The organism is Streptomyces pluripotens (assembly GCF_000802245.2).
Taxonomy (GTDB): Bacteria; Actinomycetota; Actinomycetes; order Streptomycetales; family Streptomycetaceae; genus Streptomyces; species Streptomyces pluripotens.
Window position 1 is genome coordinate 2,683,356 of record NZ_CP021080.1, and the last position, 15,226, is coordinate 2,698,581.

General features: G+C 71.6%; 12 protein-coding genes. 4 read left to right on the forward strand and 8 right to left on the reverse strand.

Annotated elements, in window-relative coordinates; genetic code table 11:
• Positions 1-47 precede the first annotated feature (47 nt).
• The 5 genes from manA to LK06_RS11875 all read right to left on the reverse strand — a co-directional run bounded on the left by manA (position 48) and on the right by LK06_RS11875 (position 4,877).
• Positions 48-1,199: a mannose-6-phosphate isomerase, class I gene (gene manA / locus LK06_RS11855; protein ID WP_039650635.1), complete on the reverse strand. Its 1,152-nt coding sequence runs from the start codon at positions 1,197-1,199 to the stop codon at positions 48-50.
• A gap of 126 nt (positions 1,200-1,325) precedes the next feature.
• Positions 1,326-2,453: an SIS domain-containing protein gene (locus LK06_RS11860; RefSeq protein ID WP_039650638.1), complete on the reverse strand. Its 1,128-nt coding sequence runs from the start codon at positions 2,451-2,453 to the stop codon at positions 1,326-1,328.
• Positions 2,454-2,538: 85 nt separating this feature from the next.
• The gene (locus tag LK06_RS11865; RefSeq protein WP_071659337.1) at positions 2,539-2,709 is read right to left on the reverse strand and encodes a Trm112 family protein; all 171 of its coding nucleotides are present in this window, start codon (positions 2,707-2,709) and stop codon (positions 2,539-2,541) included.
• Between the two features lie 265 nt (positions 2,710-2,974).
• Positions 2,975-4,339 carry a phosphomannomutase/phosphoglucomutase gene (locus LK06_RS11870; protein ID WP_039650639.1) on the reverse strand — a complete coding sequence of 455 codons (1,365 nt, stop codon included), beginning with the start codon at positions 4,337-4,339 and terminating at the stop codon, positions 2,975-2,977.
• Between the two features lie 115 nt (positions 4,340-4,454).
• Positions 4,455-4,877 carry a DUF3499 domain-containing protein gene (locus LK06_RS11875; protein ID WP_039650641.1) on the reverse strand — a complete coding sequence of 141 codons (423 nt, stop codon included), beginning with the start codon at positions 4,875-4,877 and terminating at the stop codon, positions 4,455-4,457.
• Between the two features lie 353 nt (positions 4,878-5,230).
• Between LK06_RS11875 and LK06_RS11880 the strand changes: the two genes are divergently transcribed.
• On the forward strand, positions 5,231-5,617 hold the full coding sequence (locus LK06_RS11880; RefSeq protein WP_039650675.1) for a metallopeptidase family protein: 387 nt from the start codon (positions 5,231-5,233) through the stop codon (positions 5,615-5,617).
• Positions 5,618-5,712: 95 nt separating this feature from the next.
• Here LK06_RS11880 and LK06_RS11885 read toward each other — a convergent pair whose 3' ends face one another.
• The 3 genes from LK06_RS11885 to LK06_RS11895 form a co-directional block, all read right to left on the reverse strand.
• Complete coding sequence (locus LK06_RS11885) at positions 5,713-7,230, reverse strand: DUF5719 family protein (protein WP_043406581.1); 1,518 nt, start codon at positions 7,228-7,230, stop codon at positions 5,713-5,715.
• Positions 7,227-10,979: a glycosyltransferase gene (locus LK06_RS11890; RefSeq protein ID WP_086083309.1), complete on the reverse strand. Its 3,753-nt coding sequence runs from the start codon at positions 10,977-10,979 to the stop codon at positions 7,227-7,229. The genes LK06_RS11885 and LK06_RS11890 overlap by 4 nt, the downstream gene beginning before the upstream one ends.
• A gap of 237 nt (positions 10,980-11,216) precedes the next feature.
• Complete coding sequence (locus LK06_RS11895; RefSeq protein ID WP_003975777.1) at positions 11,217-11,480, reverse strand: WhiB family transcriptional regulator; 264 nt, start codon at positions 11,478-11,480, stop codon at positions 11,217-11,219.
• Between the two features lie 697 nt (positions 11,481-12,177).
• Between LK06_RS11895 and LK06_RS11905 the strand changes: the two genes are divergently transcribed.
• From LK06_RS11905 to LK06_RS11915, 3 genes are all read left to right on the forward strand, one after another.
• Entirely contained in the window at positions 12,178-12,663 is a 486-nt protein-coding gene (locus tag LK06_RS11905; protein ID WP_039650652.1) for a cysteine dioxygenase, read from the forward strand.
• 113 nt (positions 12,664-12,776) lie between these two features.
• Positions 12,777-13,736, forward strand: coding sequence for a 2-phospho-L-lactate transferase (gene cofD / locus LK06_RS11910; protein ID WP_039650655.1), 960 nt, complete (start codon positions 12,777-12,779; stop codon positions 13,734-13,736).
• On the forward strand, positions 13,733-15,097 hold the full coding sequence (locus tag LK06_RS11915; RefSeq protein WP_043434398.1) for a coenzyme F420-0:L-glutamate ligase: 1,365 nt from the start codon (positions 13,733-13,735) through the stop codon (positions 15,095-15,097). Before cofD ends, LK06_RS11915 begins: the two co-directional genes overlap by 4 nt.
• Positions 15,098-15,226 lie beyond the last annotated feature (129 nt).

The following is a 15,226-nucleotide window of genomic DNA, read 5'->3' on the forward strand; positions in this document are numbered from 1 at the left end:
CTTGCAGCCCGGCCGGGCCCCGGCGCATCAGATGTCCACACCTCCGGTCATACGATCACAGTGGCCCGGAAGACGGTGCCCGCACCCGAGACTTCCGCCCGCTCTCCCGCCGGGACGAACACCGACTGGCCAGGAGACAGTTCGTGTTCACCCGCCAGGACGGAACCGGCCGTGCAGAGCAGGATCTGCGGGGTGTCCCGGGTGACGTCATGGGCGGCGCCCCCTTCGGGCAGGACCCACCGGGAGAGGCGGAACTCGTCGATCGGTGTGTCGTAGACCTCCTCGCCCTCCGGGGAGGCCTCAGGGCGCAGCACGGCCGCGTCGTCCGCTTCGAAGCGGACGACGCGCAGGAGTTCGGGGACGTCGATGTGCTTCGGGGTCAGTCCGCAGCGCAACACGTTGTCGGAGTTGGCCATGATCTCCACACCGAGACCGCTGAGGTAGGCGTGTGGGATGCCCGCGCCGAGGAAGAGCGCCTCGCCTGGCTGGAGGCGGACGAGGTTGAGCAGCATCGCCGCGATGACACCGGGGTCGCCCGGGTGGTGGTGGGCGAGGTAGGCGTAGGGGGCGTAGTCGCCGCCTAGGCGGGTGCAGGCGGCTACGGCCTCGGCGACCGTGTGGGCCATCTCCTCCCGGTCGGCGGTGAGGATCGCGGTGAGAACCTCGCGCAGGGCCGCGTCTTCGGGGTGGGCGTGCAACAGGTCGACGTACGGCTTGAGGGAGTCGACACCGAGTCCGTCGAGCAGTTCGGCGGTCAGGACGGGGTCCCGGAAGCCGCACAGGCCGTCAAGCTCAGTGAGCGCGCAGATCAGTTCGGGTTTGTGGTTGGCGTCCTTGTAGTTGCGGTGCGGGGCGTTTGCGGGGATCCCGCGCCGCTCCTCTTCGGCGTATCCCTCCCCGGCCTGCTTCAGGTTGGGGTGCACCTGGAGGGACAGGGGTGCTCCGGCGGCGAGGATCTTGAGCAGGAACGGCAGGCGGGGGCCGAACTTGGCGACCGCACGAGCGCCGAGCTCGTGCTCCGGGTCGGCCTCGATCACCTCGACGAGCGTCCCGCGTGCGGTGCGCGAGGGCGCGCCCGGGTGCGCGCCCATCCACATCTCCGCCTGCGGTTCGCCGGTCGGCTCGACGCCGAGGAGGTGCGGTATGGCGGTGGGGGAACCCCAGGCGTAGGGGCGGATGGCGTTGTCGAGGCGGTCCATGTGTCTTCTCTGTCTCCGTACGTACGCTGCTCGGCCAGAGCCGGTGCGTGTGCCGGCCCCGAGCGCCGGTCAAGGCGGCGGTGGTGCAACCGGTGGTGACCGCGGGTTGGGTGGCCCGGAGCCAGATCAGGCCCTGGAAGCGAGCGCCAGGTAAACGGCGGCGAAATCCGTGATGGCGATCAGTTCCGCGAGGCTCTCCAGTTCGCCGCCTTCCTCGGGTTCGAGTTCGCTGATCGGGGTGTCGTGGCTCAGGGCCAGATCACGGGCGGCGGGGGCGGCGGTGAGGCCACCGATCGGACGGTCGCGGAGCAGCACCACGCGCGCGTGCAACGCGGGCGGCTCCTCCACGCGGTCGCGGAAGAAGTCCTCCGGGTCAGCGCTGGCGGCCAGCGGACCGGCCAGCAGGGCACTGTGCTCGGCCAGGGCCTCGGGGAGTTCGGCGACGAGGGAGGGCCGGCCGGCGAGTTCGGCGAGGGCTGCGGCGAACCGGCGGCCCGCCGGGCCAGCGGAAGGGCCCTCCGTCCACACCACGGGAAGTGCGTCGGCGAGTTCGGCGGCGAGGGTCTTGGCGGGGTTGCTGTAAGTCGCGATGGCGGGCCCGCAGCGCTCGGCGACGTGGTCCAGGCGGTCGGCGATCTTCTCCAGCGCGTCTGGCCGGGCGCCTAGCAGGCCGATGCGGTCCAACAGGGCCAGCAGCGGGGTCAGCAGCGCCCAGAACACGCCTGGGGAGGATGCGGCGAGCGGTTCCTCCTGGTCGTACGGTGAAGTCGCCATCGGTACGAACAGGCCGTGCGCACCGGCGACCGCCTCGGCGAGCGGGGTGTGTGCGGGGGCCACGGCGACGACCGTGCAGCCGCGGCGGTAGGCCTGGTCGGCGAGGAGGGAGAGACTGGGTTCGCTGCCATCCGGCGTAGCGATCAGCAGCAGGTCCACGGAACCCGTCCAGCCGGGCAGTTCCCAGCGCAGGGCGCCCGCGGCCGGGGCGACACCGCTGGGGGCGAGGCGGACCATCGGGCTGCCGGCACCGGCCAGCGTGCCGAGGAGATCGGCGGTGTGGGTGGCGGCGGCACCCGGGCCCGCGATCAGGACGGCGCGGGGGCGGCCGTCGGGCTTGAGGTCGCCGATACCGGCCTCGACGGCGTGCCGGGCGGCGGTACGGACGCGGGCACCGGCTTCCGCCGCGCCACGCAGCAGGCCTCGGCGGTCGGCCTCGGCGAGGCCCTCCGGGGTGTCGAGCAGCGATTCGTCCAGCATGGGCGGCAGCCTCCGATCGCCGGGATCCTGTGAAGAGGGGTGAGCGCGGGGCAGTTGCCTCGTCGCTACGGCGCGAACGGCCTCGTCACTCCGGCTGGCGGGCCTCGTCGACGAGGAGGACCGGGATGCCGTCACGCACGGGGTAGGCCAGGCCGCAGTCCTCACCCGTGCAGATCAGCTCGGTGTCCTGTTCCTTGAGGGGGGCGTGGCAGGCCGGGCAGGCGAGGATCTCCAGGAGGCCGGCTTCGAGCGGCATGGGCTGTCCCTTCAAAGGAGTGTTGGCCTTGTATGGATGTGCCTGGTCAGCGTACCGCCGGCGGGGGCTGCCCGGGCTCGGTTGGCCCGGACACTGCCCGGTTCCCGAGCCCCATGGGCCCCGCCCGCCGGTACGTCCGGCGCCGGTCCCGGCGGACCTGCGGTCCGGGCCGTGCGCTCTGGTCGGCACGCCGCCGGAGGGAGGAGCCGGTGAGTGCCCGCCCGGCCGGGGTGCACAAGTGGGGGGACGGACCGGGGGACGTGGCTCAGGCCCTGATGATCGCCAGGGCCTCGTCCCTGATCCTGGTCATCGTCGCCTCGTCCTCGGCCTCCGCGTTCAGGCGGAGCAGCGGCTCCGTGTTGGAGGGGCGGACGTTGAACCACCAGTCGGCTGCGGCGACCGTGAGGCCGTCGAGGTCGTCGAGGGTGACGTCCGCGCGGCCCTCGTACGCGGCACGGATCGCGGCGAGGCGGGCGGTCTGGTCGGCGACGGTGGAGTTGATCTCGCCGGAACCCGTGTAACGGTCGTACTGGGCGACCAGGGTGGACAGCGGGCCGTCCTGGCCACCGAGGGCCGCGAGGATGTGCAGGGCGGCCAGCATGCCCGTGTCGGCGTTCCAGAAGTCCCTGAAGTAGTAGTGGGCGGAGTGCTCCCCGCCGAAGATGGCGCCGGTGCGGGCCATCTCGGCCTTGATGAAGGAGTGCCCGACACGGGTGCGGACCGGGGCGCCACCGTTCTCCCGCACAACCTCCGGGACGGTGCGGGAGGTGATGAGGTTGTGGATGATCGTGCCCTTGCCGCCGTTGCGGGCCAACTCGCGCGCGGCGACCAGCGCGGTAACCGCGGACGGGGAGACCGGATCGCCGTGCTCGTCGACGACGAAGCAGCGGTCCGCGTCACCGTCGAAAGCGATGCCGAGGTCGGCGCCCTCAGCCGGGACCCGCTTCTGAAGGTCCACGAGGTTGGCCGGGTCGAGCGGGTTGGCTTCGTGGTTCGGGAAGGTGCCGTCCAGTTCGAAGTACATCGGAACCAGGGTCAGAGGCAGACCGGCGAAGACCGTGGGCACCGTGTGTCCGCCCATGCCGTTGCCCGCGTCGACCACGACCTTGAGCGGACGGATGGCGGTGAGGTCGACCAGGGAGCGCAGATGTGCCGCGTAGTCCTCCAGCGTCTCGCGGGTGGCGAGGTTCCCGGGCTCGGCGACCGGCTCCGGGGCACCCGACGCCAACCACTTCTCGACCAGTTCGCGGATCTGCGAGAGGCCGGTGTCCTGGCCGACCGGGGCGGCTCCCGCGCGACACATCTTGATGCCGTTGTACTGGGCCGGGTTGTGGGAGGCCGTGAACATCGCGCCGGGCAGGTTCAGTGCGCCCGAGGCGTAGTACAGCTGGTCCGTGGAACACAATCCGATCTCGGTGACGTCCGCGCCACGGTACGCGGCGCCGCGCGCGAAGGCGCGGGAGAGACCGGGGGACGAGGGCCGCATGTCGTGGCCGACGACGATCGCTGTCGCGCCCGTCACCTCCGTGAAGGCCGCACCGAACAGTTCGGCCAATGACTCGTCCCACTGGTCCGGGACCACTCCGCGTACGTCGTACGCCTTCACGATCTGCGACAGATCAGCAGTCACGGCCAGACCCTCCTGAAAGTCCTGTGGTTGCCCACAAACTACCCGCCGGAAGTAAGGAGAAGGTGGGCAGAGGTCGGACAGACGGCCCCTGGACCCTCAGCAGTAACGGTGCTGCTCAGTTGTCCGGGGAGCGCAGGACCCGCAGATGGCCGCGGCGGGCGCCCTCCATCGGGTCCGCCGTGCGGGCCCCGCCGCCCGCCTCGGCCGCCCGCTCCTGGGGGCGGGCCGCCTCGCGCACCGCGTTGGCAAGCGCTTCCAGATCGTCCCCGCTGGGCCGCGCGGGAGCGGAACCGTCGAGGAGGCGCACGACTTCCCAGCCGCGCGGCGCGGTGAGGCGCTCGGAGTGCTCGGCACACAGGTCGTAGCAGTGGGGTTCGGCGTAGGTGGCGAGGGGGCCGAGGACTGCGGTCGAGTCGGCGTAGACGTACGTCAGCGTCGCGACGGCGGGTCGGCCGCAGGCGGTGCGCGAACAGCGACGTACAGGGCTCACGACGTTGGACGGTACCGCACTCTTGAGCGGGCCGCGACGACTCTCCACCAGGTCACTCCACCGTGTCGTGCTGTGAAACGCCCCACACACCCCTTCGAACCGGCCCCGCTGACCTGCACGGACGGGGTCTCGGCGAGTCATGGGCGTCACTCTAGTCGGTCATGGGTTGGTGCAAACACCGTCAAACGCCTTGAGTCAGGTGGTCTTGGAGGGTTACGGAAATGAGCCAGACCTTGGCTTGAACGGACATCCTCCGACACGGGCATACCGATGGCCGGTTGCCCGCCCGGATCCGGGCGGGACGAACGCTCGGGGACTAGGCTTCGCCAGTGATGGACAACCGTGTACCGCCCCGCACCACCGGCTCCGGGCCCCGCCGCCGTGATCGCCACGGGCGAGGCATGCGGGGGCCTATCGCACCGCCTCAGGTGCCGTTGGCGGCCAGCCGTGCCGAGGTGTTCGCGGATCTGGTACGGGACTCCGTGGAGCGCCTTGAGCGGCGATGGCCGCAGCTGGCAGAGATCGATTTCCTCGTGCTGGAGGTACCCCGGCTGGAGGGGCAGGGGAACCGGGCGGCGTGGAGCGATGAGGCCGTACCGCTCGGTGGAGTCGTCCCCGCGCGGGACGGACGCCGGGCTCGGGTAGTCGTGTACCGGCGGCCTGTGGAGCTCCGGACCAAGGGGCGGGACGAACGGGCCGCTCTGGTGCACGAGGTGGTGGTGGAGCAGGTGGCGGAGTTGCTCGGGCTCACACCGGAGACGGTGGATCCCCGGTACGGAGAGGACTAGGCGCCGCAGCGGACGCACGTGACCGGCGACGGCAGAGCCCCGGACCGCGGCCGGGCCCCGCTGGCCGGGTGCCGCTTGACGGCGAACGCTGCCCCCTAGTTCTGCACCACCGACACGTCCTCGTCCGTCTTCGGTACCGCGACCATGGCCCGGTCGTCCGGGAGGGTCTGAATGGTGAAGCCGGGGACACCAGCCTCGGTGGCCGCCAACATGCGGGAGGCGTAGACGGGGCCTCCGGAGACCGATTCCACGGTCAAGGCGTAGGTGCCCTTCAGTCCGGACGGCGTCGGGGCGTCGATGTTCTGGGTGGTGCCGGACTTGATCGTGTAGGTCTTCGTCACAGCGGTGCCGCCCTCACTGCCCGCCGAGGCGGTGACCTTGACCGTGGCGGTGGCGGTGGGCGCGGTCAGGGCGAGGGTCGTGCCCTTGGCACTGTTGTCGGCCGCAGTCGCGCGCGTGCCGACCGGAACGGTGGCCGGGATGAAGGCCGTCTCCTGGTTACTGCCCTTGCCACGGACGACGCGCAGTGCCGCGACCACCGGAACCGTCCGGTCGGTGGGGGTGAGGACCAGGGAGCCGGCCTCCCCGCGGGTGACGTCGCCCAGGTCGACCGCGGTCGTCATGCCGGACTTGACGTGCACGGTCTCATTCCCCGCCGGGGTGATCAGGCCGTCCGGCGAGGCCAGACGGACCTTCAGGTCGGCGTCATCGTCCCTGGGCGTGAAGGCGACCAGGCGGACGTCGGTGGCGTCCTTGGGGATGCCGGGAAGGACCAGGCTGCCGGCCGGGTCAGCGGCTGCAGCCAGCCAGTCCCCACCAGCCTTGTCGTCCAGGGCCTGCACCGCCGCTCCGACCCGCCCGCTGCGCACGCTGACGTGCACGGTCAGGTCGGTCTGGTGTTCATCGGTGAGCGTGGAGAGCAGGATCGGCTCGCTCGCATGCGGCTTGACGGTGAGGTCCTCCCCCAGCGGGGACTTGATCACGCCGTCCTTGCCGTACAGCTCGATGTCGACGACGGCCGCGGAGTCGTCGGGGTTGGTCAGGTGCACGTAGTCGGTGCGGCTGGGGGCAGTGCTGGCACCGGGGAACCAGAACTCGGTGTCCCCGGCCGTGCAGTTGACGCCCTGGAGACCGCGGCCGGTGCCCACGGCGACCTCGGTGGTCTCCTGGACGGTCCAGCCGGGCGCGAACTTCCCCTCGGCAGTGCCGACGAGCGCAGGCGCGTCGGCGCCGGAGGTGTCACCGGTGGCCGGCGTGCCGGGTGCCTTCGGCGTGAGCACCGGCTGGTCCGCCGTCTTCTTGGTGGACTTGCCCTTCTGGTCCTTCTGGGAGCCGCCCGTGGCGTCCGCCGACTGCCCGACTGCGGGTTGGAGCCGGGCCTTTCCGCTGTCCGTGGTGCCCTTCGTGACCGGTGTGAACGACGTGTACGACGTCTCCGCGACGTCCGAGATGCTCGGTGCCGGACACAGCAAGCTGGTGCGCGCCACCGGTAGTTGGGCGGCAGCTCTCGGGGCGGAAACGTCAGACGCGGCCGGTGTGTCGAACGCGGCAAACGCGGTGACGGCGGCGAGGGCAGTGGTGCCGGCGATCAGAGACAGGGTGGTGCGGTTCACTGCTGACTCCCGTCGGGGCGCTCGCTGCCGGTGCCGTGGGGGTGCTCAGCCGGGTCGTAACCCTGCTGGGCGGGGTCGTACCCCAGGTCATGGTCCTGCTGGGCGGGGTCGTACCCCGGGGCGTAAGCCTGCTGATAGGCCGCCGGGTCGTACGGCGACTGGTCCGCGGCACCGCTGTAGGCGTAGGGGTCGTACTGGGCCGCCTGGTAGGGGTCGTGCGGGTACCCCTGCTGGTCGTAGCCGGAGGCCTGGTACTGGCTGGCGTCGGTGCCGCGGTACTGGTCAGCGCCGTAGCCGGCGTACCCGGGTGCGCTGGTGTACGTGGTCGGGTCGCTTGCCCAGGCAGGGTCTGGCTCGCCCTGGGGGGTCAGCGTGTCGTAGGGCTGCTGGTGGGGTACGGCGGCCGGGGGCTCGGGCGGCGCGCCGCCGGACTGCTCCCCGGCGAGCGGTTCCTCGGCCTGGGCGCGCAGACGGCGGGCGCGGCGCCCCTCGCCCGCGGCGGCCTGGGCGGGTAGCGGCTGCGGATCGGGGAGGTCGTCGTCGACGTCCCGGCGGCGGCCGGGCAGGGCGAGGACGATCAGAATGACCGCGAGCGCACCCTGGGTCCACAACCAGGCGGTGCGGGCGAAGGGGGCGTCGTAGGTGACGGCTAGCTTGCCGCCGGCCGAGGGGAGCCGGAAGCCCTGGGCCCAGCCGTCGACCGTGGTGCGGGTGAGTGGCTTGCCGTCGAGGGTGGCGCTCCAGCCCTCGGCGACGCTGTCAGCGAGGCGCAAGATGCGGCCGGCCGGGCCGGAGGAAATGGTCGTGTGGATCTCCACCGGCCCCGCGGTGACCGGCTGGACCTGGCCCGAGCCCCCAGCAGGCACGATGGTGGCGCGGGAGACCTCCTGGCCGACGCGCCACAGGGCACTGCCGTCCTGTTGGCTCAGCCGGGCCAGGCCGGGCGTGGCGTCGAGGACACGGGCGATCTCACGGGGCGCACCCTTGTGGACGAGGACGTAGCGCACGGCGAACCCGCCGAGTTCGTTGGCCTGGTCGGCGCCGGAACCGGCGACGAGGTTGGCGACGACCTTGTCGAGGCGCGGGTTCCCGCCATCGGCGGCGGCCAGTTCGGCGTCCCCCATGCGGGCGCCGGAACCGCGGACCAGGGTGTAGCGCACGCGTGCGGCGGAGTCGCTGTCGAGGATGAGGGTGCGCGCCTGGTCGCCGCCGGCGGAGTCCTCGGCGACGAACGCCGGCACCTGAACCGGGTCGCGGCGCTCCAGGGGGCTGTCGGCGCCGCGGATCATCCAGCCGGCGGCGACGAGTAGCGGACCGGCGGCCGAGGCGAAGGCGATCAGGGCGGCGACGGGCTGGCGCCAGCCGAAGCTCTGCTCGGCCACGCGTGCGCGTGCGCCATCGGCGCCGAGGACGGAGGCGGCGAGCAGGGCGATGCCGTAGACGAGGGTGGCCGGTCCGGCCCAGGCCGACTTATTGGACAGGACGGCAAGGACGAGGCCGATCAGGGCGACGGCCCAGGCGGTACGGATGGCCGACTGCCGCTCGGAGCGAAGGAGTGCGGCGAGCGCGGCGAGCACGATGCCGATGAGCATCAGGCCGTGGACGGTGCCGGGGCCGCCGGGGGCGGCACCGAGCAGGTCGAGCGCGGAGGCGGTCGAGGGACCGTACTCCAGGCCCGCTTCCTGGAAGAAGCCGGTCGGGAGCAGGGTCAGCGACCAGGGCGCGAGCACCAGCAGCGGGGTACCGAGCTGGGCGATGAAGCGCAGGCCGTACGCGACCGGTTCGGAGCGGCGCAGCACGAGCATGCCGAGGCCGAGAATCAGCGCGAGGGGCCAGACGATCGGTGTGAACGCGGTGGTGACGGTCAGCAGCAGCGCGTACGCCCAGGTGGCGCGCCAGGTGCCGCGTGCGCCGGTGCGGCTCGCGAGGCCGCTCGCGGCGATGCCCGCGCGTGCCATGAGCGGCAGCAGCACGGCGAGGACGGCAGTGCCGATGCGGCCGCCGGCCAGGGCACCGGCGGTGGCGGGCAGGAAAGCGTAGGCGGTGGCCGCCCAGGCGCGCAGCAAGCGGGAGGTGACGAGGGGCCGGGAGGCGAAGTAGGCGGTGAATCCGGCGAGCGGCACCGAGCAGACGAGCAGAACGGTGACCGCGAGTCCGGTGGAGCCGAACAGGATCGAGGCGAGTGTCGCGACGATCGCGAGGTAGGGCGGTGCGGAGGAAGTGCCGCCGGCTCCGACCGGGTGCCAGGCATCCAGGTAACGGGACCACAGGTCGGCGGGGCCGGCCGGGGCGGGCAGCAGGGCGCCGCCCGCGAGCGCTCCGCCGCCGAGCAGGGCGCGGCAGGCGACGAGGGAGACCAGCAGCAGGGCGAAGAAGAGAACGGGGCCGGGTCTGCGGGCGATCCGCTTGAGCCGGGCGAACTGCTCGATCTCCAGGAAGTCGGCGTCCTCGGCGCCGGGCCCGGACTCCACCCCGCCGCCGTGCCGGCCTGCCATGGGCATGTCCGTGTCGGAGCCGCTGCCGAGGTTGCCGGCGACCTGTTCCACGGTGGCGCGGATGGTGGCGCCGGGCGGTGGGAAGAGCTGGCGCAGTTCGCCCTTGTCGATCTGTGCCCGGCCGCGGCGTCGCCGGGCGGCGATGATCCGCTCGGGCCGCAGCAGGGTGCTCAGCAGGCCGCGGATCTCGTCGACGGCCTGGCCCGGGACCTTGCCGACGAGGTAGGCGATGGTCCTGAGGAGGGTGCCGAGGACGAGCCGCAGCAGCACCCAGGGCAGGACGGCGATACGGGTGTTGACGAGCAGGGTGTAGACAGCGCCCGCCTTGTCGACCTTGTGCGGAGAGGCGGCGGTACGGCCGGCGCAGTCGACGGTGCGGCGTTCACGGGAGGCGGCCTCGGCGTGTCGGACGACGGCCTCGGGGGCGATCAGGACGCGGTGGCCTGCGGTGTGGGCGCGCCAGCACAGGTCGACGTCGTCGCGCATCAGGGGCAGCCGGCGGTCGAAGCCGCCGAGCTGCTCGAAGACATCGCGGCGGATCAACATGCCGGCGGTGGAGACGGACAGCACGGTACGGATGTGGTCGTGCTGGCCCTGGTCCTGTTCCCGGCGGTCCAGGCCGGTCCAGCGGCGGCCGGAGCTGGCGATGGAGACGCCGACCTCCAGCAGCTGGCGTCGGTCGTACCAGCCACGCAGCTTGGGGCCGACGACCGCCACGTCGTCGCGTCCCAGTTCGAGTTCGTTGTCGACGACCCGCAGCAGCTGGGCGAGGGCATCGGGTTCGGGTGCGCAGTCGTCGTGCAGCAGCCAGAGCCACTGGATGGGCTCGCCGTACGGCAGTTCGGGCATGTCGTAGGCGTCGTCGCGCCAGGTGCGCGTGACGGGGTCCCAACCACTGGGGCGCTTGAGGTACGGCAGTTCCTCCGCGGTGAGGACCGAAGCGGTGCGGCTCACCTCGGAGACGGCCTGGCCGAAGCCGGTGCGGCGGGCGAGGTGCAGCACATTGCCTTCGCCGAGGGCGGCGGTGAGGAGTTGGGCGGAGTCGTCCGCGCTGCCGGTGTCGGCGGCCATCGCGCACTGGACGGGGCGCTCCTGGGCGAGCAGGCCGGCCAGTGCGTCCGGCAGCCAGCGGGCACCGTCGTGGGAGACGAGGACCGCGGTCACCACATGACGCGGGAACTCGGGTGGGCGGGACGGGTCAAACGCCGCGGTGACGGCGTCGCTCTGGGCCGCCGTATGACTGTGCACGGACATCGAGGTACGGGCCCCGGTTCGATGGACTGCGGTGGACGCCTGCGCCTTCTCATGTGTCGAGGGGGCGACGGAGCGTCTCGGACGAGCGCCCACACTATCGGCTGACCGTAGCGGCGGCCCGCCGCCTGTGGATAACCCACGGGCGACGGGCCGTTCGTGACGTTTTCATGTGTGCGTGTGCGGCCCGGACGCCGTAAGGGTGTGTACCGCGCATGCGTTCCGGACGGGCGCGGTGAGTCAGACAGCGGCCTTCTTGAGCCTGCGGCGCTCCCGCTCGGACAGGCCGCCCCAGATACCGAAGCGCTCGTCGTTGGCGAGGGCGTATTCGAGGCACTCGGAGCGGACCTCGCAGGCGAGGCAGACCTTCTTCGCCTCTCTGGTGGAGCCGCCCTTCTCCGGGAAGAAGGACTCGGGGTCGGTCTGGGCGCACAGTGCGCGCTCCTGCCAGCCGAGTTCCTCGTCCGCGTCGTCGACCAGCAGTTGCTGCACCAGCTCGGTCATGTGCGCCCCTCGTCTGTCTTTCGCGTCCCCGTGCGTGGCCGTTACCGATTTCGGCCGAACGACACGAGTGAAATTACAAGTGTGCTGCTCCGGGCGAGTCAAGCCGAGATCTGCTATTGGGCCCGTTATTCACTCTGCGGAACCAAGGCCATGCGGAAAGTGTTCAAATCGCCATAAACTCCGACACCCAGGCGACCCGAAGGGTCAGCACCCTCTGTTCGGCTTCCCGCACGAGACCCCGTCCGGATCTCTGTACGAAGAAGGACGCCCTGGCGTTCGATAGCGTTCCGCGCGGCTGTGCGCGCCCGGTTGTGCGCCATGTGTCCTTGCGCTCCGATGAGCAAACCGTTCACCTGGGATATGAACCGGATGAGGTGAAACATGTCCCACATACCGGGCATCAAGTTGACATCACGGGTGTGAGCCGGTGTGCTAAGGGGCATGCTCGCGAACTTGGCCACCACCACCCGCACCGCCGGGTCCCACGGTGCCGCCCGCGCGCGCTGTAGCTGTTGTTGCTGTTCCAGCTGTTGAGCCACATCCGCTCCGGCTGTTTCCGAGTCCATCCCGGCTCGGCCGCGCCCGTCTCTTGGTGACCCCTCACCCGGGGGCATCCCGCCCGTGACCCAGGCGGACGGTACGCGTACGCGCCCCAGCTCCAGCCCCACCCCTTCTCCCGCCGAGGACCACCGCACCCATGAACAGCGACAACGACCTCCAGATCGCCGGCGACATCCTCGAAGTGCCACACCTGCTGCAACCGCCGCGTGAGCATCCGGCCACCGTGGCCGAGTTCGCCGGAATGGCCCGCTCGATCGCCAACGACCGCTCCCAGTGGGCGCACCACGTCCGCTACGACGCCACCGCCCGCTGGTACCACCGGCTGCGCACCGGCCCCGGCTACGAGGTCTGGCTGTTGTCCTGGGTACCGGGACAGGGCAGTGGACGGCACGACCACGGCCGCTCCTCCGGGGTGCTCACCGTCCTGGAGGGCTCCCTCACCGAGCACACCCGGCGCGGCGCGCGTACCTTGGCGGCGGGAGCCCAACGGGTGTTCGCCCCGGGGTACGTCCACGAAGTCCTCAACGATGCGCTGGAGCCGGCCGTCAGCCTGCACGTGTACTACCCGGGCCTGACCGAGATGCCGATGCACGCCGCCCAGCGCTGCGAGGCGCGCGTCTGATCCACTGGCCGCGCACCCCGTTCGCCGCGTGCGCGACCCGACGTCTGCGCGATCCGCCGTGTGACCCACCGGCTGCCTGACACGTTGTCGTACCCGCCTGCAAGACTTGGCGCATGCGCATTGTGGTTCTGGCAGGCGGCATCGGTGGTGCCCGGTTCCTACGCGGCCTGAAGCGGGCCGTGCCGGACGCGGACGTCACGGTGATCGGCAACACCGGCGACGACATCCACCTCTTCGGGCTGAAGGTCTGCCCGGACCTGGACACGGTGATGTACACGCTGGGCGGCGGCATCAACGAGGAGCAGGGCTGGGGACGGGCCGACGAGACGTTCCACCTCAAGCAGGAGCTGGCGGCCTACGGCGCCGGCCCCGAGTGGTTCGGGCTCGGCGACCGCGACTTCGCCACGCACATCGTGCGGACACAGATGCTGACGGCCGGCTATCCGCTGAGCGCGGTCACCGAGGCGCTGTGTGACCGCTGGAAGCCGGGTGTGAGGCTGATCCCGATGACCGACGACCGTGTGGAGACCCACGTAGCGGTCGACACCGACGGCGAACGCAAGGCCGTCCACTTCCAGGAGTACTGGGTGCGGATGCGCGCCTCCGTCCCGGCTGAGGCGGTCGTCCCGGTCGGTGCCGAACAGGCCAAGCCCGCACCGGGTGTCCTGGAGGCCATCGCCGAGGCCGACGTCATCCTCTTCCCGCCGTCCAACCCGATCGTCTCCATCGGCACGATCCTCGCCGTGCCCGGTGTCCGGGAGGCCATCGCGGAAGCGGGGACGCCCGTGATCGGCCTGTCCCCCATCGTCGGGGACGCGCCCGTGCGCGGAATGGCCGACAAGGTACTCGCCGCGGTCGGCGTGCGGTCCACAGCCGCCGCGGTCGCCGAACACTACGGCTCCGGGCTGCTGGACGGCTGGCTGGTCGACACCGTGGACGCGGCCGTGGTCGAGCAGGTCGAGGCGGACGGCATCCGCTGCAAGGCGGTACCGCTGATGATGACGGACGTGGACGCCGCCGCGCAGATGGCGCGGGAGGCGCTGGCGCTGGCCGAGGAGGTGCGGGAGGCATGAGCGAGGAGATGCCGCAGTACACGGTCCGGGCCCTGTCCGGTATCCCCGAGGTGCAGCCGGGCGACGACCTCGCCAAGCTGATCGCCGCCACCGAGCCGGAGCTGGCCGACGGGGACGTACTGCTCGTCACCTCCAAGATCGTCTCCAAGGCCGAGGGCCGGGTCGTGCGGGCGGCAGATCGCGAAGCGGCCATCGACGCGGAGACGGTCCGGGTCGTGGCCCGCCGCGGCACACTGCGCATCGTGGAGAACCGGCAGGGTCTGATCATGGCCGCTGCCGGGGTCGACGCATCCAATACCCCCGCCGGCACGGTGCTGTTGCTGCCCGAAGACCCGGACGCGTCCGCGCAGACGATCCGGGACGGGCTGCGCGACATACTCGGCGTCAACGTCGGCGTCGTCGTCACCGACACCTTCGGGCGACCCTGGCGCGCGGGGCTCACGGACGTGGCGATCGGCGCCGCCGGGGTGCGTGTGCTGGACGATCTACGCGGGGGCAGTGACGCGTACGGCAATCCGCTCAGCGCGACCGTCGTGGCCACGGCGGACGAGCTGGCCGCCGCGGGTGACCTGGTCAAGGGAAAGGCCACCGGGCGACCGGTGGCCATCGTGCGCGGACTGTCCCCTCTCGTGGACCGTCGTCGTGACGAACACGACGAACGCGACGAACACGACGAACGCAGTGGTGGGGGCAGTGAGTACGGCGGGGGCGCACGGGCCCTGGTGCGCTCCGCACGCGACGACATGTTCCGGCTGGGTACGTCCGAGGCGGTCCGCGGGGCCGTGACCCAGCGGCGCACCGTACGGTCCTTCACCAGCGAGCCGGTGGACCCTGGCGCGATCCGGCGCGCGGTAGCGGCGGCGGTCACTGCTCCCGCCCCGCACCACACCACTCCTTGGCGGTTCGTGCTGCTGGAGTCGGCTGAGTCCCGGACCCGGCTGCTGGACGCGATGCAGGACGCGTGGAGAGCCGACCTGCGCAGGGACGGCAGGGACGAAGGGTCCATCACCAAGCGGATCCGACGCGGGGATGTGCTGCGCAACGCCCCGTACCTGGTCGTACCGTGTCTCGTCATGGACGGCTCGCACCGCTACGGGGATGCCCGGCGGGACGGCGCCGAGCGGGAGATGTTCGTGGTCTCGATGGGCGCCGGCGTGCAGAACCTCCTAGTCGCGCTGGCCGGGGAACGGCTGGGCTCGGCCTGGGTGTCGTCCACGATGTTCTGCCGGGACGTGGTCCGCGAGGTGCTGGAGCTGCCGCCCGGCTGGGACCCCATGGGTGCGGTGGCGGTCGGACACCCGGCCGAGGAGCCGAGGCCAAGGGCTGAGCGGGACCCCGGGGCATTCGTCGAGGTGCGGTGAGGCTCCCCGACCGACTTCCGGCGGCCCGCCCGCCGCACACCTCCCACGCGGCAGGCCGACCTCGCCTAGTCTCATAGGACGCCCCTCGCGGACCATCACGGAAGACGATCCGGCAGCCGACCCCCGGCA

Bases quoted from the DNA above. Each gene is read 5' to 3' on its own strand.
- LK06_RS11915 (WP_043434398.1), top strand. From the start codon at position 13,733: ATGAGCGAGGAGATGCCGCAGTACACGGTCCGGGCCCTGTCCGGTATC.
- LK06_RS11905 (WP_039650652.1), top strand. From the start codon at position 12,178: ATGAACAGCGACAACGACCTCCAGATCGCCGGCGACATCCTCGAAGTG.
- manA (WP_039650635.1), bottom strand. From the start codon at position 1,199: ATGGACCGCCTCGACAACGCCATCCGCCCCTACGCCTGGGGTTCCCCC.
- LK06_RS11890 (WP_086083309.1), bottom strand. From the start codon at position 10,979: ATGTCCGTGCACAGTCATACGGCGGCCCAGAGCGACGCCGTCACCGCG.
- LK06_RS11880 (WP_039650675.1), top strand. From the start codon at position 5,231: ATGCGGGGGCCTATCGCACCGCCTCAGGTGCCGTTGGCGGCCAGCCGT.
- LK06_RS11860 (WP_039650638.1), bottom strand. From the start codon at position 2,453: ATGCTGGACGAATCGCTGCTCGACACCCCGGAGGGCCTCGCCGAGGCC.
- LK06_RS11895 (WP_003975777.1), bottom strand. From the start codon at position 11,480: ATGACCGAGCTGGTGCAGCAACTGCTGGTCGACGACGCGGACGAGGAA.
- LK06_RS11865 (WP_071659337.1), bottom strand. From the start codon at position 2,709: ATGCCGCTCGAAGCCGGCCTCCTGGAGATCCTCGCCTGCCCGGCCTGC.
- cofD (WP_039650655.1), top strand. From the start codon at position 12,777: ATGCGCATTGTGGTTCTGGCAGGCGGCATCGGTGGTGCCCGGTTCCTA.